Origin of the sequence: Vitiosangium sp. GDMCC 1.1324 (assembly GCF_003044305.1) — a bacterium.
Classification (GTDB): domain Bacteria; phylum Myxococcota; class Myxococcia; order Myxococcales; family Myxococcaceae; genus Archangium.
Genome location: NZ_PZOX01000008.1, coordinates 1 through 23,650 on the forward strand (window position 1 = coordinate 1; position 23,650 = coordinate 23,650).

Genomic DNA, 23,650 nt, shown 5'->3' on the forward strand with positions numbered 1-23,650 from the left:
CTGGCTGCGAATGAACCGGGCGACCGGCAGCATCACTCCTTTGAGGGGATGGACCGGCAGCGTGACGGTCACGCGCTCAAATAATGGTGGCGGACCCGTGGCAGTGTGTCGATGCCGTCCTGACGGCTCCCAACGCAGTGCGCGCCATTCTGGAGCACCTGGCACTGCCCACGCGGCCTGCTCAGCTGGCTGCAGCGCAGGGGCCACCCCAGCACGCGTGGTGTTGAGCCTCGAGCAGTCTCGGTGCCAAAGACGCCCACGCCCCTGCTGCCTCCCCCTGGGGAAGCCACTGGGCCGATGTGTGCCCCATGGGGCTGCACCGCCTCTCCACCGGCCCGGCGCACAGCCTCGTGGCACCCTTCAGCAGCCCTCCCCCACCCCTCGGCTCCAGCCCTCTCCCTCAACACCGCCCCCATCCCTCCTATACGCCGAGGGCGCCTCGAAGCACTTCTCGGTCTACTACCTGCTGGCTGTACATGTGAATGCGGCGTGCGCTTCGAGGCGTTGCCACGCTACGGCACGAATGAATTGATTTCCTTGTGACCCTGGGTCTCGTTGATGGTCCAGAGGCGACCGGTTGCACTCCGATAGGAGAGCGCCTCGGTGCACGAGTTGAGGAAGCCGGTGAACGCGAGACTGCTGCCCGTCTTCGCTCCCTTGTACAAATCGGTGTAGTGCAAGCAGCCACCGGTTCCGTAGGGGTCTCTCGTCGCGCCATCTATGTCCGCGGCATAGACGTTGCCGCCGACAACCGCGAAGGCCGTCAGTCGATGAGTGAGGCCATCGAATCCGCCGAATTTGTAGCCAACGCTCGGGTGAGCCAGGTTGTCGGAGGAGAGGACTGGAAGACCGGTCGTTTGGTTGAGGGTCCAGCCCACGGCTCTTCCGTCGAGCGAGGTGCCGTACAAAGTATGTACCCCCGGTACGGACGTACGGTCGAGATGCGCTGAAGCCAATGCGGGATGGTTTTCCCCGGTACCCGTGGCCCCGTTGGTGCAGTTCCAACCCGTCGACCATCGGTACCAGCCGATGAGCGGCATTGCGTAAAGATGGTATCTGGCGTGAAAGCTGCTCCTCGCGGTGTCCCATCCAACCGATTCGTCATTGTAGTCGGAGATGTGCCAGACGTGATGGGTATCAAAAACCATGAACCCGTTGCACGCATCAGCGACATACAAGTATTTCTTGTACCAGACCAGACCATCTCCGTGCCGCTTGATGGCCGTTAAATTGTAACCACCTGGAACGGTACTATCCGCCACTGTATTGACGAGCAACACATGACGGTAGGTACCCGTGGCCGATGGACTCTTGCTGAATGAGATACGGAGCGCATCATCCACATTCAGGTTGTAATCGCGATGCGGCCAGGTCACGGCCATCCAGTCAGCGGCGCCGATTTGAGCACCCGAGTCCCATGTGCCGGACATACCCTGGGGATTCCATTCACTGCCCACGATGCCGTCATCGTTGTCCTGTGTATTCCAACGGAACCAGCTCGAGAAGGTCAGACCGCCAGTCGTCGGGTACACCGCGCCCGAGCTGTGCGTGCGGTTGAGACTCAAGCTCTCCAGTGGCGTGACCGTCACCTTGCCAGTGCCTTCGACTGCTTGTATTTCGGCTGCCTTGCTCGTGAAGCTGGACGGAAAAAGCAGATGGGTCGCGCTGTAATCCGGCCGGGTCAACGACACCGAGATGCCTTGCCGGGTGATGCCCAGCTCAGGTTCATTGTCATTTGAGGAGTCTAGAGCGGTTGGCCCCCCGTAGCCGGTCTGCTGAAGGCCCACGACTGCGAGACAGAGCGCTTGAATGACTCTTTGACTTGTCATACGGAGCCTACTTTCCGCACGTCGTGAAGCTGAATTCCCCCAATTTTCAGATGCGATTTGATTAAGACAGACTCCAAGCAGTCGCGCTTCCTCCGGAAGCTCGATGAGGCCAGGAAGTGAGGAGGACTTCGCAAGAGCCACTCCTGGATGAGTTCAATTGGCTGACGTTCAAGAGTAGTCTGTCGCTAGAGACTCCTGGATCAATGTGCTCTTTCTATGTATCCACCGAGCAGGCCCTGGGCGAGTCCCCCCACTGCATAGGGTAGCTACCCCATTGCTCCTCCAGTGGGCGACCCAGCCCTTGTTCTGCTCCATGAGAGTGGACCTGGTAGGCTGAGGTATCCCCTGTGCAGCGAAGCTAGCAAACGTTCTTATGGATGAAAGTTCCATCGATGGAAGCACCCAGATGCCATCGTAGTCATACCCGACGCTGGGAAGGGCGACAGACTCAGCGAAAGCTCGGGAGTAAATGTCTCCGTCGGCTGGGCCCGCAAGGCCCGGTCGGATCCGCCAGGGTGCGTATTCCGGCCAAGGTGAGCACTCGTTCCAGCTCAAGCCGAGATGGTGTCATAGCGGATTTCAGTTGAATGTTCCTATTCTCTATATCAAGCCCTGCTCGCACGCAGAGAGCGGATTCCTCATCCCCGAGTGAATCCGATCGAAGGCTCTACCGAGAGAGCGCCGAGCAGGGTGGATTGTATGGTTTAACCGGAACACTCAACTGAAATCCGCTATCAAAGGATTCTCCCGAGATGGTTCAAAGGATTCGAAAGGAGGGACTCGAACAAGGACTGGACTCGGCGTGGACGGGTAGACCTGCCGCTCTCCAAGTCTTTTCAAGGCCTTGAGGGCTGGCCCGCGAGGTGCACTCGGCCTCGCAGAGCGCAGGCAGAGGGAGGTGCAGGAGGTGGAGGCCGAGGCCCGTGCTCATGGGAAGTCCGTTCTGGGGGCGCGGGCCGTGCAGGCGCAGCACCCGCATACCCGGCCCGAGCGTCTCAAGCGCAGCCCTCGGCCCCTGGGACATGCCTCCACGCGTCAGGCGTTGAAGGAGCTTGGCGTGCAGTACCGTTCCTTCGTCGCGGCATTCCGAGAGGCGGCCGCTCGGTGGATGCGGGGAGATTTCTCGGCCCGCTTTCCTCTCTTCTCCTTCCCTCCGCGTGTTGTCCCTCGTCGCATCTCTCAACTTCTTTGACACTCTCGGAGATCGGCCGTGCGCACGATGGCGATGAGAACGGCAACACGCGCTATCGCCCCGCTCGCGTCACGCTCAACGGACGGGCCATCGAGGTCATCGACTCGAAAACCTCCAACACGATCAAGGAGTCCTCCGGCATCTGGTACACCACCGAAACGCGGCATGTCATGACGGGCCGGATGCACAAGGGCGACGAGAACGGCAACACCCAATACAAGAGCGGCCTCATGCGGGCAACCGGGTCGACGTCCTCCGCTCCGCAGGCGGAGGGTTCGGGCCCGGGCTCGACGCAACAGACAGCACCCAAGGCAGAGAGCGCGGGCGCGGAGTCAAAGGCACCCACTCCCCAGAAGGCACCAGAGACGACGAGCCCTGGCAAGACGCCGGCGCCGAGCTCGGCTTCCTCTCCTCACTGATCGAGCGCGTCCCCACCTCTCGGTCGTCCCGGGTGCCCCGAGATGGTGTCAAAGGATTCGAAAGGTGGGACTCAAACGAGACCCAACTTCTTTGACACCCTCTCAGCCGCGATGATGAGCCTCTCGTCGGTGTCTGTCATTTCCAACGCCTTGCGGCTGCGCTGGCTGGACCTGTAGACCTCAGGGGCGCTCACCCCCAATCGATGACCCCCTGGCGCAGTGGGAGTTCTCTCGGCGGCAGGGGCTGCGGATTCAGCGCCACCCAGGAGAACGACGAGAGATGGCTCGCCACCCCCGGCGGTATCGGCTGCGGGTTCAACATCCCCCTGGCCATTTCCAGCTCGGATGGCTCGAGTTCATGAAATCCAGCGATGGCGGTTTCGGTCTTCGATGCGGTCATGTGCTTGCTCGTCGTTTGACCGGCCGCGCACCGTGGTCGGTCTTTCGTCAAGACAGAGTGGGGGACGCGCCTTTGTAACGGAGGTGGCGCACCTGTCATTGCCCACGCGGCCTGCTCAGCTGGCTGCAGCGCAGGGGCCACCCCAGCACGCGTGGTGTTGAGCCTCGAGCAGTCACGGTGCCAAAGACGCCCACGCCCCTGCTGCCTCCCCCTGGGGAGGCCACTGGGTCGGCGTGTGCCCCATGGGGCTGCACCGCCTCTCCACCGGCCCGGCGCACAGCCCTCGTGGCACCCGTCAGCAGCCCTCCTCCACCCCTCGGCTCCAGCCCTCTCCCTCAACACCGCCCCCATCCCGCCTATACGCCCGCAGGGCAGGTGTCCTCGTCCTGGTGCAGCCATTCCTTGCTGTCCAATGCCTTCCTCCCGTTTGGAAGGCCTATGTCACTGGATGCTGCAGAAGTCGTTGCCGAACGCGGTGTCGATGAAGCGCGGCGCGGGTTCCCCCGGTTTCGTCTCGAACAAGACGTAGACGTAGAACACACACCCCGGCTCGCCGCCCGGATTGGACGTGTACCTCATCCGGTGATTTTTTTTCTGGAACTCAGGCGTCCCTGCCTGGAGCGTGTGCTCTATCCAGCTGTCACGGATGGCGCTCCAGCCGTGTTCCTTGATGTGTTCGTAGCCCCACCCGCTTCCACCACCTTGAATCTGGATTCCGTAACGGAGATGGATCTTCTGTTCGCCCCGGTAGTACGTCTTGCAGATGTACCAGATGTTATCGGTGCGGTTGCAGGGGCCGTCCGGCCCGTGGGCGTGGGGCGCAGGGGCGTGGGGCCCGTCAATCCAGCCTTGAATCATCTGGAGGACGTTGTTGCCGGGGCCGACCGCCGCGTGGGCGTCGGTCGCAGGGAGCCATGGAACGAGTGCCGCGAACGCGGTGAGGACAGTCAACACCAGCCGCCCCACCGACCGGTTCGCGGGCCGGCCTGCCCACTCACTGGCGCTCAGTCCCATTCTGTCGACCCCTGGCAGACGTGCGAGTGGGTCATCGTCCAGGTGCGCGAGCCGCGTCGCACGGTCACCGTGCTGTAGGCACACTGGAAATGCGCGAAGGCCTCCACACGGACGAACCTGCCTGCCCAGCGCGGGTAGAGCGTGTAGGCGGCTCCGCTGCTCGGAGAGTTCACGGTCATGAGCTGACGATCATTCCCACAGCCCTCTGCAGGCTCCGTGTCCCGGGAACACGGTCCGTTGACGCCAGCGAAGATGGTGCCCTTGAGCAGCGCGAACTGGAGGTCGTTGCGAGTCCAACTGGCGACATACTTGTCGACGCTGGCATAGGGAATGCCATCGTCGTTCCGCAGGTCGTAGAACTGCGTCAGGCACATCAAGACCGAGTAGCTTCCGTCGTTCTCGCATCCACCGAGGGTACTGCTCTGGACGAAGCTTGCCGCTCTCATGCTGGGGAGCGGGAAGGCCCCGAGCAGGGTGGTGGTGGCGAACTGCGCCTTCCCGTCATGGAGTCCGACCAGACGGGTGTGCTGGCTGACGTGTACCGGGTAGGAGCGCCCCAGGTCATCGGTCAGGCGCCTCTGGCCGCCCAGCCCCAGCGCACTCTCGCTCGGGCTCGAATCAGCCTGAACCAGGGGTTGCTGGGCGCGCGCCTCGCCTGCGACGGCGAGAGCGCCCAGCGTGGCCACGAGAACAGCACCTGTGGCGAGGGTGCGCAGCGTGTGCATTTCGCTCCTCCTCCTCTTCACGAAGGCAAGGCCTGCGCCTTGTTGGAAGCGCCCATGGGCGGATCTCCCAGACAGAGTCCGGTGGACCGATTTGTGACGGTTGGGGGAGTTGCTGAGCAAGCGCTCGAAGGCCCGGGTGCTGCTGGAGGCCTCCACCGAGAGCGAGTGGGTGGCGCGATACTTGGAGGAGCTGGGCTATGAGGTAGTGGTGGCCGACCCCAACTTCGCCCCCATGTACGCCACGCGAAGCCGCCGAGTGAAGACAGACAAGAGGGATGCGCGCAGCCTGGCGGAGGCGTGCAAGTTGGGGGCGTACCGGCCGGCGCACCGCACTTCGGACGCCAAGAGGCACATGAAGGCGCAGCTGGCGGTGCGTGAGGCGCTGGTGCGCACGCGCACCCGCTACATTTCCCTGGTGAGTTCCCTGGTGCGGTACGAGGGGTTGCGGATAGCGGATGGGGAGGCGGAGTCCTTCGTCAAGCGGGTGGCGGACCTGGTGCTGCCGGGCAGTCTCATGGCCCAAGTGGCTCCGCTGCTCAGTCTCCACCCCTCGGATCCAGCCCTCTCCCTCAACACCGCGCCCATCCCTCCTATACGCGAAAGGGGCGCAGCCTGTAAGCCATCCAAGAGAAAGCAATCCCCCGGGGCCGGGAGGCATGGTGGCTTGGGGAAGAACCATGCCCCGGCCCAGTAGATGTCGATGCATAGCCATCGGCCATCCTCGGCGACGAAGAAGAAGCAGTCAGGAAAGCTGCTGCCGAAGAAGGTGGGCGAATCCGTGATGGGGAGCTCAGGAGACGAGTAGGCCCCCAGGGCAACTGGACACGCGGAAGGTGCGAAGAGGGCCTGGACGTACGGCAACTCCCCCTCGTCCATCCAGGCGCAGGTATCCACAGCGCTCATCTTCAGGGTCCGGCTCGTGGCGGGATTGTGGAATTGAAGCCCCTCGAAGGCGTGGAGGAGTTCTTCGGCGTAGGCGTGAAGCGTGGCGCCCTGCGACGTCAATGAAGCCTTTGCCTCGTCCAGGGGAACACTCCGGTCCACACCCCATCCGCGTTCGCGAAGAAGCTCGAGAACCTTCTCGCTCAGCGAGCGCACCGCGGCATCGTAGGTCGTCATGGTCGTGACTTTCTTCCCCCCGTAGCCATGTCCGGGAGCTTGGAAGTGTAGTTGTCGCTGAGCAGGCGTCCGATGACCGGCTCGGTCTCGAGGGGGGATTCGCCCGTTGGACTGGAACGGTTGCAAGCCGCAGCGCGAGCCCCACCGCGAGAATGAGGAAGCAATTGATTTTCGTATGAAGTTGTATGTTTTTCATGATGGATCCGAGCTGCGTTGGAACGGGTCAGCTCGGGTTCATCATGACAAGACGGTGTCCGGACACCGTGCGCGAGCTCACTTGTGCCCGCCCGGAGCGAGTGGAGGGGGTGAGCGCACAACTGCCGGACTCGCAGTGCCCCGGGCTGCCCCCCGCGACTGGACCCCCTTCCTTCCTATCGGAGCCCGGCCGAGAAGTCGCCGATGAGACGCACCACCTCATCCAGCTGCTCGATCTGGGGAAAGTGGCCCGCCTCGCGGAGCCGCTCGAAGCGAGCACCCGGCATGCTGTGGGCATAGAGCTGGCCGTAATCCACATCCACGATGCGATCGCTTTCGCCCCAGGCCACCAGGGCCGGGACGGACAGCTGCGCCAGCCGCGACCGGAGGGTCGGCTCGTGCATGAACGGCTCGCCCGCGTAGACGCGGAGGGTCTGCTGATTGTGGGCCATGGCGGCGGCGGCCTCGGGGCCGGAGGGGGCGAACGCGAACCGGGCCGGGTTGTGGAAGGACACCGCCGACCGTTCCGCGGGGGCCAGCTTCATTGGATCCACGATCGAACGGTCGGCCCGTCCCGTATCGATTCCGACCGCGTTGAGAAGAACGATCCCCGCGATGCGGGGTGACTTGCGGAGCGCCAGCTCGGCCGCGATCCAGCCTCCCACGGAGTTGCCGACGACGACGACGTTCCTCAGGTCGAGCCGCTCGAGCAAGGACAGATACGCCAGCACGAGATCATCGATCCGCGCGAACCTGTCAGGCCTCGGTTGGCCGTTGAATCCCGGATGCGTCGGGATGATGGCTCGCGCGTGCTTCGCGAGCGCGCCGCCGAGCCCGGACATCGAAGCAGGACCCGCGCCCCCGTGAAGGAGGAGGAAGGGGCGGCCCTCTCCTTCGTCCGTGAAGGCGAGCCGCAGCGTTTCGGAGAACAGCTCCACCTCTTGCTTCTGTACACCCATCTCGACGCCTCCTGGCATGGCAGTGCAACCTACCAATCTTGCAACGATGAGTTGCAGGACTTTCTATTTCGCGAAGATGGGCGTGCCGATACCTCTGCATCACCTCTCACCACCGAGGAGATTGCAATGCCTACGAATGAACAGGTGATCCGCGCGCTCTACCAGGCCGCGGAAGTCCAGGACGTCAAGCAGTTTGTGTCTTTGTTCGCTGCCGACGGCTATTTTTACGATGTGTCCGCGGGCCGTAAATACCATGGCAACGAGATCGGCCGTACGGTCGAGATCTACGCGAAGGCATTCCCTGACATGCACCGGGAGCTTTATGACTTCTACGTGAGCGGTGATGTTGTCATCGTGGAGCTGTCGCTGAATGGCACGCACAGGGGGCCGCTGGAGCTGCCTGCTGGAACGATTCCCGCGACGAGCAAGGAGATCCACGCGCCATGCTGTGACGTGTTTCACTTGAAGGACGGCAAGGTCCAGTCGTTCCACTGCTACACCGCCGCAACGGTCCTGCTGGGTCAGCTCGGGGTCCTGCCGAATCTCGAAGCCGCCTTCAAGCGCGCCTAGGTCGGTGCGGGTGTTCTCTCATCCAGCTCGGAGACGAGCTGTGGAGCGTTCCCCCAAGCGGGGCCGAGGCCAGAGGAGGTAACGGAGCCCGGGCCGCAAGAGGACAGAGCGCCGCTCCTGGCACCTGCGAGGCAGGAGCGGAGCAGGGGTGCGCCTGAAGGGGGCTGCACGGCCGCTCCACCGGCCCGGCCCTATGCCCGCAAGGTCGTTCCGCTCGTGCGGGAGATGCTCGGCTGCGTCCGCGCGTTCAACGCCACGTGGGCTTCGACAGGTGCTTCGCGAGGAACCCGGCGAGCGCCTCGACCTTGGCCGGACGCGCGCGTGCCGAGGGCGTGACGAAGTAGAGGCCGCCCACCGGCAGGGGCCAGTCCTTCAGGAGCACCTCCATCCGCCCATCGTCCAGGTATTCGCCCGCGATGAAGTCGGGCAGCTCGGCGATGGCGAGTCCCGCGAGCACGGTGGGCACCAGCGCATCCGCGTTGGTGACGCGAAGCGGACCGCGGGGCGTGATGACCTCCTCCTCGCCCTCTCCGTTGGCGAACCTCCAGGCTTCGCTCCGCGCACGGTAGGCGTAACCGAGGCAGGCCCGGCCTCTCAGGTCGCGAGGGTGTTTCGGCCGGCCGTGCTGCTTCAGATAGGCCGGTGCCGCGACGATGAAGCGCGAGACCGGACAGAGCCGCCGCGCGACCAGCGATGCGTCGAGCTCCAACGCGATCCGGAGCGCCGCGTCGAAGCCCTGTCCCACAATGTCCACGGTCGCATCCGAGAGTTGGAGATCGATGGACACCTCCGGATAGGCGCGGAAGAACTCCGGCAGGATCGGCGCGACCCAGCGCAACCCGAAGGACATGGGCACCGCCAGGCGGATGAGGCCGCGCGGTCGGGCGGACAACTCCCGTGCCATGCCCTCCGCCTCCTCGGCGTCGCGATAGAGGCGGATCGCGCTCTCCGAGAGCTTCTGCCCGAACGCCGTCAGCGCCAGCCTGCGCGAGGTGCGATTGAAGAGCCGGGCCCCGAGCCGCTCCTCCAGCCGGCTGACGCCTCGCGAGACCGTCGCGACGGACACTCCCATGGCTCGGGCGGCGGATGCGAAGGACCGCTCCTCCGCCACCTTGGCGAACATCGCCAGTCCCTCGAAGTCCGGTAATTTCGACATCGACAATCCTGCAACGATGAGTTGCAGGCCTTTCTATTTCGCACGGGTGGGCGTGTCGATACCTCTGCCCCAGAGCAGGACCTCGACAGGAGCACCCCATGAAGAGCCGCATCGCACTCGCCGTCCAGGCGCTTGCAGTCACGACCTCGATTTTCGGCCCGGCCCTGGCCCAGGCCGCCAACAAGCAGCCCGCGGCCGTATCCGATGCGGCGCTGGTCCGCACGCTGCCGGGCTTCACCGAAGGCTCCGCGACGGTGAACGGCGTGCGGCTGCACTACGTCGCTGGAGGCAAGGGCGAGCCGGTCCTGCTGCTGCCGGGTTGGCCCCAGACGTGGTGGGCCTTCCATAAGATCATGCCCGCCCTGGCGCGCGAGCATCGGGTGATCGCGGTCGACCTGCGCGGGATGGGTGGCTCCGACAAGCCGGCTGGCGGCTACGAGAAGAAGACGATGGCCCAGGACCTGTTCGAACTGGTCCACCAACTCGGCTACGACAAGGTGGACCTCGTCGGCCACGACATCGGCGCGCAGGTCGCGTTCAGCTTCGCGGCCAATCATCCGGAGGCCACGCGCAAGCTCGTCATGCTCGACGTGCCACACCCGGACACCCAGCTGGCCACCTGGCCGCTGCTCCCGGCCGTGGGCACCTTCGGTGACAAGATCGATGAGGCCCACCCCTTCGCGTGGTGGTTCGCCTTCCATCAGGTGAAAGGCCTGCCCGAGCAGCTCCTCGAGGGCCGCGTCCAGCTCGAGCAGGAATGGTTCTTCCGCTATCTGCTCAAGGACGAGCGCGCCATCGATGCGAGGGATCGCGCCGTCTATGCCGCCGCCTATTCCAGCCGCGAGGCGATCCGCGCGGGCAACGCCTGGTACCAGGCCTTTCCGCAGGACATCGTCGATGACGGGACCTACGCGAAGCTGACGATGCCGGTGCTCGGCCTCGGTGGCCCGGGGTACGGGTGGCTGAAGTCCACCCTGACGGGCAAGGCCACGGACCTGCGTGTGCTCAAGGTCGAGGGCAGCGGGCACTTCATCGCCGAGGAGAAGCCCGAGGCCACCATCGGCTACCTCTCCGACTTCCTGAAATAGCCACCGCGTCTCATCCGGAGCAGATCATGACCGACATCAAGAGTTCCGCGAGCACTCCCTCTCGCCGTCTCGTCCTGCAGATGATGGCGGGAGCGACGGCCCTCGCCGCCGTGGGGGGCGAGACGAGCGCCGAGGCGGCGGGAGCCACCGTATCTCCCGCAACCCCGGACGTGACACCGTTCCGCGTCTCGATTCCGCAAGCGGCGCTGACCGACCTCAAGCGCCGGCTGGCGGCGACGCGGTGGCCCGAGCGCGAGACGGTGAACGACTGGTCGCAGGGTGTTCCGCTCGCCAAGGCGCAGGCGCTGATCGCCTATTGGCGAGACCATTACGACTGGCGGAAGTTCGAGGCGCGGCTCAATGCCTTCCCCCAGTTCCGGACCCAGATCGACGGGCTCGGCATTCACTTCCTGCACGTCAAATCTCCCCATCCCGACGCGCTGCCCATCCTTCTCACCCATGGCTGGCCTGGCTCGATCGTCGAGTTCCTGAAGGCCATTGGCCCGCTCACGGAGCCCACGAAGCACGGCGGAAGGGCGGAGGACGCCTTCCACGTCGTCATCCCCTCGCTCCCGGGATTTGGCTTCTCCGACAAGCCTGCGGAGACGGGCTGGGATGTCGTTCGCATCGCCAAGGCCTGGGGCGTGCTGATGCAGCGACTGGGTTACACGAAGTGGGTCGCCCAGGGAGGTGACTGGGGCTCGGGCGTCACCCATGCGCTCGGCCATGTCTGTCCTGCTGGCCTGGCCGCGGCGCACGTCAACTGGCCACTCGTGTTTCCGGAGAAGCTGCCGGACAACCCGACGCCCGAGGAGAAAGCCGCGCTCGACGCCGCCGGGCGCTTCGCGAACGAGCAGTATGGCTACTTCAAGGAGCAGGCCACTCGCCCGCAGACGATTGGCTATGCCCTGGCGGACTCCCCGTCAGGCCAGGCGCTGTGGATCTACGAGAAGTTCCAGGCCTGGACCGACAACCAGGGCAATCCCGAGGACGCCCTGTCGATGGACGAGATGCTCGACAACATCACGCTGTACTGGCTGACCGACACGGCGGCCTCGTCGGCACGCATCTACTGGCAGAACTCGCAGGGCAAACCGAGCGGCTTCTCGGCGGGGCGGATCGAGCTGCCCATGGCGGCGACGATCTTCCCGCATGAGCTCTACCGCGCGCCCCGGCGCTGGGCCGAGGCGATGTGGCCCCATCTCTTCTACTGGGGTGAGGTGGACAAGGGCGGACACTTCGCCGCCTTCGAGCAGCCGATGCTGTTCGCGGACGAGCTGCGCAAGGCGTTCCGCTCCATCCGGCAGGGCTGACCCGCTCAAATCTGCGCCGCGCCGCCGTCGACGAACAGCTCGATGCCGTTGATGAAGCTGCTGTCCTCCGAGCCCAGGAACACCGCGGCCCGGGCCACCTCGTCGGGGTCGCCCAGGCGGCCCAGGGGGATGGTGCTCGCCATGTGGTCGAAGAGCGCGCGCGTCTCCTCCTCGCTCCTGGCGAGGCCCGCGAGGCCGGGCGTCTTGATGGGGCCCGGGCTGATGGCGTTGACGCGGATGCGGCGGTCCTTCAAGTCCAGAATCCAGCTGCGGGCGAAGTTGCGCACGGCGGCCTTGGTGGCGCTGTAGACGCTGAACGCCGGGTTGCCCTGGATGCTCGTCGTCGAGCTGGTGAGGATGATGGAGGCCCCATCGCGCAGCAGCGGCAGCGCCTTCTGCACCGTGAAGAGGACGCCCTTCACGTTGGTGGCGAAGGTGTCGTCGAAGTGCTTCTCGGTGATGGAGCCCAGGGGGGCGAACTCGCCGCCGCCCGCGTTGGCGAAGAGGATGTCGATGGGGGCCTGCTTCTGCTTCACCACCTCGTAGAGGCGGTCGATGTCGGCCAGCTTCGACATGTCCGCCCGGATGCCCGTGGCCTGGGGGCCGATGGCCTTCACCGCTGCGTCCAGCTCCGCCTGGCGGCGGCCGGTGATGAAGACGGTGGCGCCCTCGGCGGCGAAGCGCCTGGCCGTGGCCAGACCAATCCCCGCGCTGCCGCCCGTCACCACCGCCACCTTGCCCTGAAGTCTGTTGCTCATCGTCCTGCTCCTGGTCCGTGCGGCGGTGGAGCCCGCCGTTCACGCGGAAGAACCTAAAGGTGGAACGATGAGGTCGGTAGGCGGCCTTTGTGGCACCCTACGTTCTGATTTTGGAACGATGAGGGCGCCATGCAGGACCTGAACGACTTGTTCTTCTTCACCGAGGTCGTCGCACATGGGGGCTTCGCCTCGGCGGGCCGGGCGCTGCGGCAGCCCAAGTCGAAGCTCAGCCGCCGGGTGGCGCGGCTCGAGGAGCAGCTGGGAGTGAGGTTGCTCGAGCGCTCCTCGCGCCGTTTCCGGATCACCGAGGTGGGGCAGGCCTTCTACGACCACTGTCAGAACGTGATGGCGGAGGTGAAGCGGGCCGAGGCGGCGGTGGCGGCAACCCAGGGCGAGCCGCACGGGACGGTGCGCTTCAGCTGTCCGCTGGGCCTGATGGTGCCCCTGACGGACATCCTCACCGGCTTCATGGAGCGCCATCCCCGGGTGAACCTGCAGGTGGTGGCGACGAACCGGCGGGTGGACCTCATCGCCGAGCGCGTCGACGTGGCGCTCCGGGTGCGCACCTCGCTCGACACGGATGCGACGCTCACCGTGCGCTCGCTCGCGAAGAGCCGCCGTATCCTCGTGGCGGGCCCCGCGTGGGCCGAGCGCCTCGGTGGGGCGAAGGAAGTGGAGGTCCTGGGCGAAGTTCCGACGCTCAGCCCGACCGAGCAGGAGGGCCGGGACGTCTGGGAGCTTATCGGGCCCGGGGAGCGCGGGGCCTCCGTGCGCCATCAGCCGCGGATGGCGTGTGGGGACTTCCATGCGCTGCGCGAGGCGGCGGTCGCGGGGCTCGGCGTGGCGCTGCTGCCCGACCATGTCTGTGCCACCGCCCTGCGCTCCGGGCGGCTCGTCCACGTGTTGCCGGACTGGCACGCGCCGGAGGGCACGGTGCACCTTGTCTTCACCAGCCGCCGGGGCCTGCCGCCTCCCGTGAGCGCGTTGATCGACCACCTCGCCCGGCACGTGCGTGCCGCGTTGATGCTGGGCGAGTGAGCGGGACTCCGTCCTCCGGCGCCCGCTCGGGGCGGGACTTCCTGCGCTCCCTGATGAAGCAGACCTCGAGAGCCCATTGGCTCCACGGTTCGAGCGGTCGAGGAGCGAGCGGGCCGCCAGACGGGTTCGGAACGCCCTATCCGGCGATGGTGGCGCTCGCGGGCGCGGGCCTGGCGCTCCTTTCGGACCAGGATTGCCTGGTCGCACCCACGACGTCTTCGCTCCAGGCGCACACCTGCGGCCATTTCAGCTGTTCGAGCCCAAGGACCGGGACAAAGTGAAGATGAATTTCCGCTTACGTATCAGATTCCAAAATCAAACCCTGAACGACTTCCTTTAAGCGCCCTGCTTCCTACCCGGCGCGGAAGGCGCCAGCCACGGCGCGTCGCGCACGCGCCGCATGGCTTGCGCGCGTCCCGGCAGCTGCAGCTTTTCCAGCAGGTTGTGCTCTTCAACCCCACGTAGAGGTTGGACAGACACATGAGCGCGCCGATGAGGCTGCCGAGCACGAGCGCTCGCGGGGTGAGGGCGGAGGGGAGCACTTCCTCCGTTCAAGCGCCCCCGGACGAAGTGGCGGGACCGTGCGTCCCAAGTCACCGACGGGTCGAACGGAATCCGGATGTAGACCCATCCCATGTGACCGGCCTCTACCGCTGTCGAGAACCTCTCCTCGCGCATTTGCTCCTCCACGCTACGCCGGCCCCCGGCCCCGCCCCGTCACGTCCCAGTGGCCCACGATCTGCTCGCCGCGCACGGCCCACAGCTCGTCCTGCAGGTTCACCGAGACACAGACATGGTTGGGCACCACCCTCACCCGTTCGCCCACGCGCGGTCTCCACGTGGTGCGCGACAGGTCCAGAATCCCGTGCTCCTCGGAGATGGCATGCATCGCTACCTCCGGCCTGTCCAGCAGAGCCCCGTACCCACCCACGGGCAGCTCCTCCTTCGCCAGCGCCTTGGAGCCCGCGTCGATGACGGCCTGCCCCGGTACCGCCGTGCTCACCACCGTCGCCAGCACCGAGTAGGCCACCTCCTCCCAGCCACACGCTCCCATCCACGCGCTGGCCCGGTCGAAGAACGGCGTGATGCCCGGACGCACCTCATTCATCCCCACCACCTCGTGCGAGCGCCACAGCGTGGGCGTGGAGCCACCGCTCACCACGCCCGGCTTCAGCCCCGCCGCCCCCAGCGCGTCCAGGAACGTCCCCAGCCGCCTCGAGACCTCCGCGAGCGCCTGGCCCTGCTCGGCCAGCGGCATGCGGATGTGTCCCGGGTAGAACATCACGCCCTGGTACTCGAGGCCCTCCGCCCCGGCGGCCTCGCGGGCCAGCGCCACCGCCTCCTCCGGCGTCTGCACGCCCACGCGGCGCATCCCCAGGTCCAGCTCCACCAGCACCCCCACGGTGCGCCCCGCCCCTCGAGCGGCCCCGGCCAGCCCGGACAGCACCTCCCGTGAGTCCAGCCCCACCGAGAGCCGCACGCGCCGGGGTAGCGCCATCAGCCGCGTGAGCTTCGAGGCCCCCACGGGTGAATAGGCCAGGAGCACGTCCTCGGCCACCGCGCCCATCACCTCCGCCTCGCGTGGTGTGGCCACCGTGACGCCGGTCGCGCCGGCCTGAAGCTGCCTCGCCGCCAGTTCCGGCACCTTGTGTGTCTTCGTGTGCGGCCGCCACCGCAATCCGTGCTCGCGCATATACGTGGCGGCCTTGTGCAGGTTCTTCTCCAGGCGATCCTCGTCCACGAGCGCCGCCGGGGTCTCGATGCTGTCCAGGGATGGAAGGCTCATTCGGGTCCGGGACGGTACTCCTGGAGCCATACCGACTCGAAGCCCCAGGTGAAGAGCATCCGGTACCGGCCCAGGGTGGCGAAGTCCGTTCCCTCGATGGGCCGCGTCACTGCGACGAAGCGCGTCCCCGGACGGCAGGCCCGGAAGCGCTCGGTGAGCCGGGCCTTCGTCTCGGGGCTCAACGCCGTCCAGTTGGCGAAGACATGGGTCGCATCTCCCAGGTCCTCCCGCGTCGCATCCCCCACGGTGAGGGTGATGCCTGCGGGCCGGAGCTGTCCCGCCACGCTCGCGACGTGGTCCACCAACAGCTCCACTCCTCGCGCCTCCGCTCCGAGCCGCCTCGCCGCGAGCAGCGCCCGCCCCCGTCCCGCCCCCACGTCCACTACCCGGCTGCCCCGGCCCACTCCGGCCCTCCGGAAGAGCCGCAACGCCGTGAGCAGCGGTGTCTCGCCATAGATGAGCTCGCGAAACCCCTGCCCGCTGGCCTTCAGCGCACGGGTCATCTCGAAGGTGCGCCGCGGCCGGTAGGGCGAGTGCAGCAGCTCGGCCAGCCAGATGCCCAGGTAGGGCCGCAGCAGCCCGGGACGCACCAGCAGCACGAGCACATCCGTAACGCGGGTGAAGAGACCAATAAGCAACACGGACACCCGGAGCGCCACGGCCTCGAGGAACGGCAGCTCGAGGTCCTCCAGTGAATCGTCTTCGCTCTTCCCAGGTGGGGGGACGGGCTCCTTCATGCACGGCCGAGGGTCTCCGGAATCCGGCCGCCGCGCAACGCTCACTGCTGTGCAATGCCAGACAGGGCTGTTTTGCCTTCCGTGTCCGAGCCCCGCGACAATTCCAGTCACTCCGCGCGCGGCGAGGGGGCCGCGCGGAGCTCCGCTCTCAACTCGCCGAGAGGAACAACCATGAAGACCATGAATCGGGTCCGGCCACGCCAGGGGATGCCTCGCAGCCCCATGTCTCCACCCACGGGCCCGCTCTGGCCAGCGGTGAGGATGTGCCGCCGCACATTCATGCGCTCGGTGCTGTTCGGTGCCTCCGCGCTGGCCCTCGCGAGGTGCAAGGAGGAGAAGCCACCCGAGGTGACTCCGCCCCCCTCGGGAGTCTACGTCCCCGAGGTACGGCCCGGAGAGGACCTCTTCGCCTACCTCGAGCGCAAGAAGGGAGGCTTCGAGCTCACCCTGTACCGGCAGCTCATCGGCGCGTCCAACGCGTACAAGGAGGGCGACGAGGCCGCGGGCCTGGCCGCCGCGGACGACACCTCTCGCGCCAACGCGCGCACCCTGCTGGCCAACACCCGCCTCGGGGACCTGCGCGCCCATCCGCTCTTCGAGGACGGCCTCTTCACGCTCATCGAGCAGGGCGTGGACTCCGCGGCGGCCAACTCCGTGAAGGGCTGGACCCTGGGTGAGCTCAAGCGCTTCCTGCTCGACCAGGGCGAGGCGGACATCAAGGCCATCATGCCCGGGCTGAGCAGCGACCTCATCGGCTGCATCGTGAAGCTGATGACCAACGAGGAGCTCATCGCCGTGGGCGCCAAGGTCTTCAACCCGCTGCCCGGCAGTCACATCGGCGCCAAGGGCTACCTGGGCGCACGCATCCAACCCAACTCGCCCACGGACCACCCCGACGACATCCGCTGGCAGGTCTTCAACGGCTGGGCCTTCGCCGTGGGTGACGTGGTGCTCGGCACCAACCCCGTCTCCAGCGAAGTGGCCTCGGTGCACCAGGTGGAGAACGCGCTCCGGGACACCCTGGAGACGTTCGGCATCGCGGAGGTGATGCCGCACTGCGTGCTGTCCCATATCGACATCCAGGCCCAGGTGGAGGAGCTCGAACCCGGCTCCACCGCACTCTGGTTCCAGAGCCTCGGCGGCACCGAGGGCGCCAACCAGACATTCGACGTCACCCTCCCCAAGATGCTGGGCCACGCGGCCCGGCGCACCGGCAAATACGGCCTCTACTTCGAAACGGGTCAGGGCGCCGATGGCACCAACGGCCATGGCGAGGGCTTCGACATGGTGGTGCACGAGTCACGCAAGTACGGCTTCGCGCGCGTGCTCAAGCAGCGCGTGGCCCAGGCCCAGCTCGGGGCCGGCAGGGCGGCCGCCCCCTGGGTGCACCTCAACGACGTGGCCGGCTTCATCGGCCCCGAGGTGTTCCGCACCCGCGAGCAGCTCGTGCGCTGCTGCCTCGAGGACATCGTCATGGGCAAGCTGCACGGCCTGACGCTCGGCCTGGACGTCTGCTCCACCCTGCACATGGAGGTCAACCTGGACGACCTCGACTGGTGCCTGGAGCAGATCATGCCCGCCAACCCCGCCTACCTCATGGCGCTGCCCACCAAGAACGACCCGATGCTCAGCTACCTGACCACGGCGTTCCAGGACCACGTCCGCATCCGCGAGAGGTTCGGCTACAAGGTGGATGATCGGATGTGGGCCTTCTTCCAGGAACTCGGCGTCATCGACGCCCAGGGCCAGCCCACCGAGCACTTCGGCGACCCCTCCTGGGTGTACCTCCAGTACCGACGGCGCAAGGGGGACACACGCCCGGACGCGGACATCCTCGCGGAGGCCCGGACACAGATGGAGCAGGTGCGCGAGCACGGCGTGTGGCTCGCGGAGGGCCACGGCGTCAACACGTGGGACCTGAACCCCGAGCTGGACCAGGAGATCCGTCACCTCTACGAGGATGGAAGGAAGAGCATCTGGGCCGAGCTGCCCGCCACCTTCACGAGCGCCCTGCCCGGCGCCGTCACCGTGGTCACCGCATCCAAGGACCGCTCGGACTACATCCTCCACCCGCCCTCGGGAGAGCAGGTCTCGGAGCCCGCGCTGGACTCACTGCGAGCCCTCCGGGACGCACAGGCGGGCCAGTACAACGTGCAGATCGTCATCTCCGACGGGCTCAACGCCTTCGCCCTCACGGACGAGGGCCATCTCGCGCCGTACCTGGAGCGGTTGCACTCGGAGTTGAAGGCCGCAGGCTACAAGGTGGCGCCCCAGCCCATCGTGGTGACCTCCGGACGGGTGCGCGCCGGCTACCACATCGGCGAGGTGCTGTACGGCTCGCTTCCGGACAAGGGCTCGCGCCGGGCCATCCTGCACATCATCGGCGAGCGGCCCGGCTCGGGACACCATGCCTTCTCCGTCTACATCACCGCGCCCACGGTGGACACCTGGGCGCAGGCGGGGACGGTGGACCACGACATCACCCGCGTGGTGTCGGGTATCGCGGACACGGCGCTCGTGCCTTCCACCGCCGCGGTGGACACGGTGCGCATCCTCGAGCGGCTGACACCCCCGTGAGCGCGACGCGCGGGCTTCAGTAGTAGTCCGCGCAGCTCATGTAATAGCCGCAGCGTGTGCAGAGGAGCTTGCACTTGCGCTCCTCGAGCCGCGCACTGCAGTTGGGACAGGTGCGCATCACCACCTCGGGGCTGGCCTGCTGCCCCGGTGGAGTGGGCGGAGGAGACGGGAGGGGCTTCTTGTCCATGACTCGGAGCCATAACTCCACTCCGGCCCCCCGGCCATTTCCAGCCCGGCTCCCTTCAGCGGCCCCGGTGACATCCCTGTCACACCGGCGAGATCGTGATGGTGATGGCGGCCTCGTGCTGCTCCAGGGAGGGGTCCGTGAAGGTGTTGACCCCATTCGAACCGGTGCTGGGGGAGCTGCAGACGTACCCCGGCGGGCAGACGACCTTCACCCAGGTCTCCCTGGCACCCGCGGGGTGGTCGTAGCTCACCGTGAAGACGTTCGACGCGTCGAGGTTCCACTGATACGTCCCCTCCGGACCCGGAGCGAGTGCGTTGTTCCAGTTGGAAGACACGGTGCTGGTATTGGCCGACGAGCCCAGCGGACCGAGGTTCGAATTCGTCACCGTCGGGCCAATCCCATGCACGGGCTGGTTCGCTGGCAGGAAGTAGGTCAGGGCTGCGGACGTGTTGTTGACGAAGCTCATCTGAATCAAACGGGAGATGGTCATGTCGTTTCCTCCAGCCTCGACGGGCTGCTTCGCGCTTCGTGGAGTGGGTGATGCGCGCGGAAGCACGTTGAGCAACCGCCGAACAACCCGGCAGCCTGACGCAGGTGCTCGCGTGGATCCTGGGAACGGCCCTCCAGATAGCTTCCCCACACCCAGTGGAACTGCGCCAGCTCCAAGGGGGCCTCGGGCAACGTGGGCGCGAGCGCGAGCGCACCCCGCGCGGCCTCCTCGGCCTGGCCCAGGGGCGTCTCGACATCGCCGCCCTGGTTGAGCCGGGACTCGGCGAGCCGCAAGTGGAGAAGGGCCTGGAGGACCCAGCCAGGGTAGTGGTCCGGCGCGGCGGTGAGCGCGCGGGTGAGCGCCTCCTGGCATCGGGTGAAGGGAGGCAGGACGTCTCCCCGCCCGTACAGCTCCGTCACCAGCGCGAAGAACTCGAGCCGTGCCAGGGCCCGGTGGACGGAGGGCACACTCTCGCCGATGCGCGCGGCCTTCGCATAGGCCTGACGGCCCGCCTCGAAGTCCGCCAGGGCCCCGTCGCGCTCGCCCCGCTCCCAGCGCCGCCAGGCACGCGCCACGAGAATGTCTCCTCGCAGCAGGGGGGCCTCATAGAACCAGGGCAGCGAGTCCCCCACGGCATCGAGCCGCGCCAGCGCGTCCTCGTGACGCTCCTCGTAGAAGGCGATGAGCGCCGCCACGTAGTCGGTGGAGGGGACCGCCGCGCCCTCGCTCCGCCGCAGGTACGTGAGCGCGGAGTCGCGGTAGCGGCGTCCCGCCTCACGCATGCGGGCCTCACGCGAGTCCCGATCCTGAAGCCGCCGCGCCGCATCGAGCGCCTCCTGGTAGAGGCGGCCCAGCACGAGCGCCAGAGAATAGGCGGCCCGAGGCTCCTGGAAGCCATGAGCCCACGCGGACTCGAGCAGCTCGCGGGCCTTCGCCTCATCGCCCAGGGCGAGGTAGCCGCGCCCCAGTGCGTAATGACCCGGCCCCACCGCGCGCTCGCCGCCCTGGCGGATCTCCGCCTCGAGCTCGGCCATTTGCGCCCGGAGGGCCTCGTGGTCGGCGCGCGTGTCGTGCAGGGGGGAGAGGTCCGAGTAGCGGGCGGCGGACTCGACGCGCTCGACGAGCTCGGTGAAGCGCCGCGCCAGACGTTCGCGCAGCACGGCATCGCGGCGCTGGAGCCCCGCCCACCCGAGGGCGAGCACCACGGCGAGGAGCGACACGGCCGCCACCGAGGCGATGGCGCGGTGCTTGCGGAGCCTCTTGCGCAGGCGGTACGCGAGCCCGGCGGCACGGGCCTGGACGGGCTCGCCCGCGAGGAAGCGCTCCAACTCATCGGCCAGGGCACGCGCCGAGCCGTAGCGGGCGGAGCGGTCCTTCTCCAGACACTTGAGGACGATGGCCTCGAGGTCCACCGGCAGGTCCGGGACGAGGGCGCGCGGAGGGCGCGGCTCCCACGTGGGGATGTTGTTGAGCACCTCCAAGCCGTTGCTACCCGGAATGGGAGGCTGACCGGTGAGGATGCTGTAGAGCGTGGCGCCCAGGCTGTAGACGTCCGCGCGTCTGTCCAGCGTCGTCACCTCGCCGCGGGCCTGCTCGGGAGCCATGTAGTGGGGCGTGCCCAGCACCGTACCGGAGGCGGTGTCCTGCTCGTTCCAGTCCCGCGCCAGCCCGAAGTCCATGACGTAGGGCCTGAGGGCCCCGTCCGAGGTCCGCTCCACCAGGATGTTGGAGGGCTTGAGGTCGCGGTGGATGAGCCCCACCCGGTGGGCCTCGTGCACCCCCAGCGCCGCGTCCCGGAGCATCATTGCCTTCTGCTCGACGGTGAGCTCGCGGGCGGCCACGCCGAGCGGCTGCCCGTCGATGTACTGCATGGCGATGAAGACCTTCCCCTCGACCTCGCCGACCTCATACACCTCGCAGACGCGCTCGTGGCGCACCCGGGCCTGGGCGCGAGCCTCGGAGAGGAAGCGGCGGGTGAGCTCGGGGTCGCCATCCCGGACGAACTTGAGGGCCACGTTGCGGCGCAGCCGGGGGTCGTAGGCGAGGAACACCCGCCCCATGCCTCCCTGGCCGAGGAACCTCACCGGCTGGTAGCGGTCCCAACCCGGGACGGGGAAGGACGGCAGCTCGTCCGGGCGGGGCGCCGGAGGCATTCGCGGCGCGGTCTGGGTGGGCTCCTCGTTCGGCCTGGCCTCCTTCGGACGGGCGGCCTCCAGCACAAGCCCCCGCAGGGACACCAGACTCTCCTCGGAGAGCCGGCCCCGCTCCACGAGCAACCGCAGGGGACTGTGCCCCAGGCGCCGGGCCTCCTCACGCAGCGAGTCCACCTCTTCGCGGGACAGGAGTCCCTCGGCGACAGCCACGCGCAACTCGACTTCATGCTCCTCGCGCATCCGAGCTGTACCTCCCCGCGCCGGACCTCCGGCCAGGGCCCCAGCCTAACCCGGCCCCCAGCTACTCCTCCTGCTCATCGTACGCGTAGATGTCGAAGACGACCTGGGCTCCAATCTGGTGAATCAGACCCACCACCTCTGGAGAAAGATTGAACCCCTGGTTCCACCCGGACATGTGCACGGCGATCCTGACCTGGAGTTCATTCTTGTCTGAAAGCGACCGCCAGAGCTCCGCATCGAGTGGCAATCGCATGAACAGGCGCCGGATGAGAGCATCCGGGCCTGTCGGAGCCGTCCCGCGCGCTTCAAGCAACCATGCGCCGGTGTGGTAGGGTTTGCTCCTCGGCGACCGACGTTCTCCCCGTCGGTGAGAGGACGTAGGCTGACAGCCAAGCCGTGCTGTGATGTCCGATGGGTCGAGGTCCGTGCCGTAGAGCGCGATGCAGGCACTCGACTCATCGACAAGGCCGCCCACAACGGCAATCACCTTGGGTTCGGAGTCTTCCGGGGTTGACATTGTCTTTCAGGCTACTGCGCCCCCCTCATCGCCGCCAGTGAGCGCACGGTGGACGAAGGGGGCGCCTGAAGCCAGCGAGAGGAACGTCAGAGCAGCGGCTCGATGTAGACGTTCAGATCGCCATTGGGCATCACCTTGACGGACAGGACATTGATGCCGCTGGGGACCGTGGCGATCTGGTGGACCTTGTTCATCTCCGGGCCCACCACGCCCTTGAACTTCTCGACAATCTCATCCGCGGAGACGGCCCACGAGGTCGGCCACGGCACGTTGACGTAGACCCACCACTTCCGAGGTGCCGCGTTGACCGTCCGGGTCTTCTTGTCGAAGAACACCTCGAGCTGCAGGTCGAGGACGGCGCTGATGTCCGCGGAGCCGGACACCTCGATACCGAGCGAGGTGTGCACCTTGTAGAGCCGGTTGATGACGCGCTGGCCGTTGAACGAGTAGTCGGTGACCGGCTTGATGAACTCCGTCATGTTGAAGGGGCCCCCCAGCGGCTCTTGGCCGCCGAGCAACGGGCCACTGGTGATGTAGAGCTGGTGCCCATCGACCTTCTTGGTCATCAGCGGGACGGCGATCTTCTTGATTTCCTCCAGCACCTCGGCCGCGGTCCTGCTGGCGTTGCCCAGGGTCAACTTGCTGAGCTCCGAGGCGTGGGAGGCTCCGTAGCGCCAGTACAGCACACCGTTCTCGAAATCGCTGTACCGGTTCTTGGAGCCGTCGGCGGCAGGCAGCTCATCGGAGATGGGGTAGCCGAGGTTCGGATTCTTCTCCCAGCCATGCTGCGCCCAGTAATCGCGGATGAGGCCATGAACCTCATGGGCGGAGAGGGTGGGCTTCCAGTACATGGAGCCGTGCTGGAAGTGATTGAAGCGGCCGATCTGGTCCGGCGTCGTCGTCTCATCCGTCGTCGGATAACCGAGGAAGCTCTTCTCCCAGCCGAGCTGAGCCCACCGGTTGCGAATCGCGCCGTGGGTCTCATGAGCCCCTGAGTCGGGGCTCCAGTAGATGGACCCGAAGGCGTAGTGGCGGAAGCGGCCCACTCCATCCGGGCAGCTCGTCTCCGGTGACTTCGGTGCACCGAGGAGGCCACTGCTCCCGCCAAGCTGCGCGTATTTGGTGTCGATGCCGCTCATGATCGAATTCCCCCCGAACTCCAGTGTTGGTGTGATTGAGCCGGATGGC

At 66.7% G+C, this 23,650-nt stretch carries 20 protein-coding genes and 2 pseudogenes; 7 read left to right on the forward strand and 15 right to left on the reverse strand.

Annotation, left to right across the window (positions count from 1 at the left end; all coding sequences use genetic code 11):
• Window positions 1-512: 512 nt before the first annotated feature.
• Window positions 513-1,829, reverse strand: coding sequence for a hypothetical protein (locus DAT35_RS58260; protein ID WP_146209843.1), 1,317 nt, complete (start codon window positions 1,827-1,829; stop codon window positions 513-515).
• A gap of 1,188 nt (window positions 1,830-3,017) precedes the next feature.
• Between DAT35_RS58260 and DAT35_RS23310 the strand changes: the two genes are divergently transcribed.
• A complete protein-coding gene (locus DAT35_RS23310; protein ID WP_108069341.1) occupies window positions 3,018-3,440 on the forward strand; it encodes a hypothetical protein in 423 nt (140 codons plus the stop codon).
• Between the two features lie 190 nt (window positions 3,441-3,630).
• Here DAT35_RS23310 and DAT35_RS23315 read toward each other — a convergent pair whose 3' ends face one another.
• The 3 genes from DAT35_RS23315 to DAT35_RS23325 all read right to left on the reverse strand — a co-directional run bounded on the left by DAT35_RS23315 (window position 3,631) and on the right by DAT35_RS23325 (window position 5,579).
• Entirely contained in the window at window positions 3,631-3,840 is a 210-nt protein-coding gene (locus DAT35_RS23315; protein WP_108069342.1) for a hypothetical protein, read from the reverse strand.
• A 441-nt stretch (window positions 3,841-4,281) separates the two neighbouring features.
• On the reverse strand, window positions 4,282-4,854 hold the full coding sequence (locus DAT35_RS23320; protein WP_108069343.1) for a hypothetical protein: 573 nt from the start codon (window positions 4,852-4,854) through the stop codon (window positions 4,282-4,284).
• The gene (locus DAT35_RS23325; RefSeq protein ID WP_108069344.1) at window positions 4,845-5,579 is read right to left on the reverse strand and encodes a hypothetical protein; all 735 of its coding nucleotides are present in this window, start codon (window positions 5,577-5,579) and stop codon (window positions 4,845-4,847) included. Before DAT35_RS23325 ends, DAT35_RS23320 begins: the two co-directional genes overlap by 10 nt.
• A 169-nt stretch (window positions 5,580-5,748) precedes the next feature.
• Here DAT35_RS23325 and DAT35_RS62415 point away from each other — a divergent pair.
• A pseudogene (locus DAT35_RS62415) lies at window positions 5,749-5,943 on the forward strand (hypothetical protein); the annotation flags it as partial.
• Window positions 5,944-5,981: 38 nt separating this feature from the next.
• Here the strand turns inward: DAT35_RS62415 and DAT35_RS23335 are convergent.
• Both DAT35_RS23335 and DAT35_RS23340 read right to left on the reverse strand, forming a co-directional pair.
• A complete protein-coding gene (locus DAT35_RS23335) occupies window positions 5,982-6,698 on the reverse strand; it encodes an SUKH-3 domain-containing protein (protein WP_108069346.1) in 717 nt (238 codons plus the stop codon).
• 371 nt (window positions 6,699-7,069) lie between these two features.
• Window positions 7,070-7,852 (reverse strand): alpha/beta fold hydrolase, encoded by a 783-nt coding sequence (locus DAT35_RS23340; protein ID WP_108069347.1) that lies wholly within the window; start codon window positions 7,850-7,852, stop codon window positions 7,070-7,072.
• On the opposite strand from DAT35_RS23340, the gene DAT35_RS23345 reads away from it, so the two are divergent.
• Complete coding sequence (locus DAT35_RS23345) at window positions 7,835-8,422, forward strand: nuclear transport factor 2 family protein (RefSeq protein WP_233261661.1); 588 nt, start codon at window positions 7,835-7,837, stop codon at window positions 8,420-8,422. The two genes, DAT35_RS23340 and DAT35_RS23345, sit on opposite strands and share 18 nt — an antisense overlap.
• Before the next feature lie 247 nt (window positions 8,423-8,669).
• On the opposite strand, the gene DAT35_RS23350 is transcribed toward DAT35_RS23345, so the two are convergent.
• Window positions 8,670-9,578 (reverse strand): LysR family transcriptional regulator, encoded by a 909-nt coding sequence (locus DAT35_RS23350; RefSeq protein WP_108069349.1) that lies wholly within the window; start codon window positions 9,576-9,578, stop codon window positions 8,670-8,672.
• Between the two features lie 98 nt (window positions 9,579-9,676).
• On the opposite strand from DAT35_RS23350, the gene DAT35_RS23355 reads away from it, so the two are divergent.
• Both DAT35_RS23355 and DAT35_RS23360 read left to right on the forward strand, forming a co-directional pair.
• Complete coding sequence (locus tag DAT35_RS23355) at window positions 9,677-10,666, forward strand: alpha/beta fold hydrolase (RefSeq protein WP_108069350.1); 990 nt, start codon at window positions 9,677-9,679, stop codon at window positions 10,664-10,666.
• A gap of 26 nt (window positions 10,667-10,692) precedes the next feature.
• Window positions 10,693-11,979, forward strand: a complete 1,287-nt coding sequence (locus tag DAT35_RS23360) for an epoxide hydrolase family protein (protein WP_108069351.1) — start codon at window positions 10,693-10,695, stop codon at window positions 11,977-11,979.
• Window positions 11,980-11,984: 5 nt separating this feature from the next.
• Here the strand turns inward: DAT35_RS23360 and DAT35_RS23365 are convergent, their stop codons facing one another.
• A complete protein-coding gene (locus DAT35_RS23365) occupies window positions 11,985-12,737 on the reverse strand; it encodes an SDR family NAD(P)-dependent oxidoreductase (RefSeq protein WP_108069352.1) in 753 nt (250 codons plus the stop codon).
• 129 nt (window positions 12,738-12,866) lie between these two features.
• On the opposite strand from DAT35_RS23365, the gene DAT35_RS23370 reads away from it, so the two are divergent.
• Window positions 12,867-13,775, forward strand: a complete 909-nt coding sequence (locus DAT35_RS23370) for a LysR substrate-binding domain-containing protein (RefSeq protein ID WP_108069353.1) — start codon at window positions 12,867-12,869, stop codon at window positions 13,773-13,775.
• A 691-nt stretch (window positions 13,776-14,466) separates the two neighbouring features.
• Here the strand turns inward: DAT35_RS23370 and DAT35_RS61835 are convergent.
• Window positions 14,467-15,561 carry a D-TA family PLP-dependent enzyme gene (locus DAT35_RS61835; RefSeq protein WP_108069355.1) on the reverse strand — a complete coding sequence of 365 codons (1,095 nt, stop codon included), beginning with the start codon at window positions 15,559-15,561 and terminating at the stop codon, window positions 14,467-14,469.
• Window positions 15,558-16,298, reverse strand: coding sequence for a class I SAM-dependent methyltransferase (locus tag DAT35_RS23385; RefSeq protein ID WP_199242975.1), 741 nt, complete (start codon window positions 16,296-16,298; stop codon window positions 15,558-15,560). The genes DAT35_RS61835 and DAT35_RS23385 overlap by 4 nt, the downstream gene beginning before the upstream one ends.
• A gap of 171 nt (window positions 16,299-16,469) precedes the next feature.
• Here DAT35_RS23385 and eutB point away from each other — a divergent pair, with 171 nt between their 5' ends.
• A complete protein-coding gene (eutB, locus tag DAT35_RS23390; protein WP_233261662.1) occupies window positions 16,470-18,875 on the forward strand; it encodes an ethanolamine ammonia-lyase subunit EutB in 2,406 nt (801 codons plus the stop codon).
• Between the two features lie 16 nt (window positions 18,876-18,891).
• Here the strand turns inward: eutB and DAT35_RS59080 are convergent, their stop codons facing one another.
• The 5 genes and pseudogenes from DAT35_RS59080 to DAT35_RS23410 all read right to left on the reverse strand — a co-directional run bounded on the left by DAT35_RS59080 (window position 18,892) and on the right by DAT35_RS23410 (window position 23,601).
• A complete protein-coding gene (locus DAT35_RS59080) occupies window positions 18,892-19,062 on the reverse strand; it encodes a hypothetical protein (RefSeq protein WP_158501841.1) in 171 nt (56 codons plus the stop codon).
• Between the two features lie 79 nt (window positions 19,063-19,141).
• Window positions 19,142-19,552, reverse strand: a complete 411-nt coding sequence (locus DAT35_RS23395) for a hypothetical protein (protein WP_108069357.1) — start codon at window positions 19,550-19,552, stop codon at window positions 19,142-19,144.
• A gap of 80 nt (window positions 19,553-19,632) precedes the next feature.
• Window positions 19,633-21,945: pseudogene (locus DAT35_RS23400) on the reverse strand (protein kinase); the annotation flags it as partial.
• Between the two features lie 61 nt (window positions 21,946-22,006).
• Complete coding sequence (locus tag DAT35_RS23405) at window positions 22,007-22,462, reverse strand: DUF4279 domain-containing protein (protein WP_108069359.1); 456 nt, start codon at window positions 22,460-22,462, stop codon at window positions 22,007-22,009.
• 86 nt (window positions 22,463-22,548) lie between these two features.
• Window positions 22,549-23,601, reverse strand: a complete 1,053-nt coding sequence (locus tag DAT35_RS23410) for an LGFP repeat-containing protein (RefSeq protein ID WP_108069360.1) — start codon at window positions 23,599-23,601, stop codon at window positions 22,549-22,551.
• Between the last annotated feature and the right edge of the window lie 49 nt (window positions 23,602-23,650).

Coding starts and splice junctions, on each gene's coding strand:
- DAT35_RS58260 (WP_146209843.1), bottom strand. CDS start 1,829: ATGACAAGTCAAAGAGTCATTCAAGCGCTCTGTCTCGCAGTCGTGGGC.
- DAT35_RS23315 (WP_108069342.1), bottom strand. CDS start 3,840: ATGACCGCATCGAAGACCGAAACCGCCATCGCTGGATTTCATGAACTC.
- DAT35_RS23320 (WP_108069343.1), bottom strand. CDS start 4,854: ATGGGACTGAGCGCCAGTGAGTGGGCAGGCCGGCCCGCGAACCGGTCG.
- DAT35_RS23325 (WP_108069344.1), bottom strand. CDS start 5,579: ATGCACACGCTGCGCACCCTCGCCACAGGTGCTGTTCTCGTGGCCACG.
- DAT35_RS23335 (WP_108069346.1), bottom strand. CDS start 6,698: ATGACGACCTACGATGCCGCGGTGCGCTCGCTGAGCGAGAAGGTTCTC.
- DAT35_RS23340 (WP_108069347.1), bottom strand. CDS start 7,852: ATGGGTGTACAGAAGCAAGAGGTGGAGCTGTTCTCCGAAACGCTGCGG.
- DAT35_RS23350 (WP_108069349.1), bottom strand. CDS start 9,578: ATGTCGAAATTACCGGACTTCGAGGGACTGGCGATGTTCGCCAAGGTG.
- DAT35_RS23355 (WP_108069350.1), top strand. CDS start 9,677: ATGAAGAGCCGCATCGCACTCGCCGTCCAGGCGCTTGCAGTCACGACC.
- DAT35_RS23360 (WP_108069351.1), top strand. CDS start 10,693: ATGACCGACATCAAGAGTTCCGCGAGCACTCCCTCTCGCCGTCTCGTC.
- DAT35_RS23365 (WP_108069352.1), bottom strand. CDS start 12,737: ATGAGCAACAGACTTCAGGGCAAGGTGGCGGTGGTGACGGGCGGCAGC.
- DAT35_RS23370 (WP_108069353.1), top strand. CDS start 12,867: ATGCAGGACCTGAACGACTTGTTCTTCTTCACCGAGGTCGTCGCACAT.
- DAT35_RS61835 (WP_108069355.1), bottom strand. CDS start 15,561: ATGAGCCTTCCATCCCTGGACAGCATCGAGACCCCGGCGGCGCTCGTG.
- DAT35_RS23385 (WP_199242975.1), bottom strand. CDS start 16,298: ATGAAGGAGCCCGTCCCCCCACCTGGGAAGAGCGAAGACGATTCACTG.
- eutB (WP_233261662.1), top strand. CDS start 16,470: ATGAAGACCATGAATCGGGTCCGGCCACGCCAGGGGATGCCTCGCAGC.
- DAT35_RS59080 (WP_158501841.1), bottom strand. CDS start 19,062: ATGGACAAGAAGCCCCTCCCGTCTCCTCCGCCCACTCCACCGGGGCAG.
- DAT35_RS23395 (WP_108069357.1), bottom strand. CDS start 19,552: ATGACCATCTCCCGTTTGATTCAGATGAGCTTCGTCAACAACACGTCC.
- DAT35_RS23405 (WP_108069359.1), bottom strand. CDS start 22,462: ATGTCAACCCCGGAAGACTCCGAACCCAAGGTGATTGCCGTTGTGGGC.
- DAT35_RS23410 (WP_108069360.1), bottom strand. CDS start 23,601: ATGAGCGGCATCGACACCAAATACGCGCAGCTTGGCGGGAGCAGTGGC.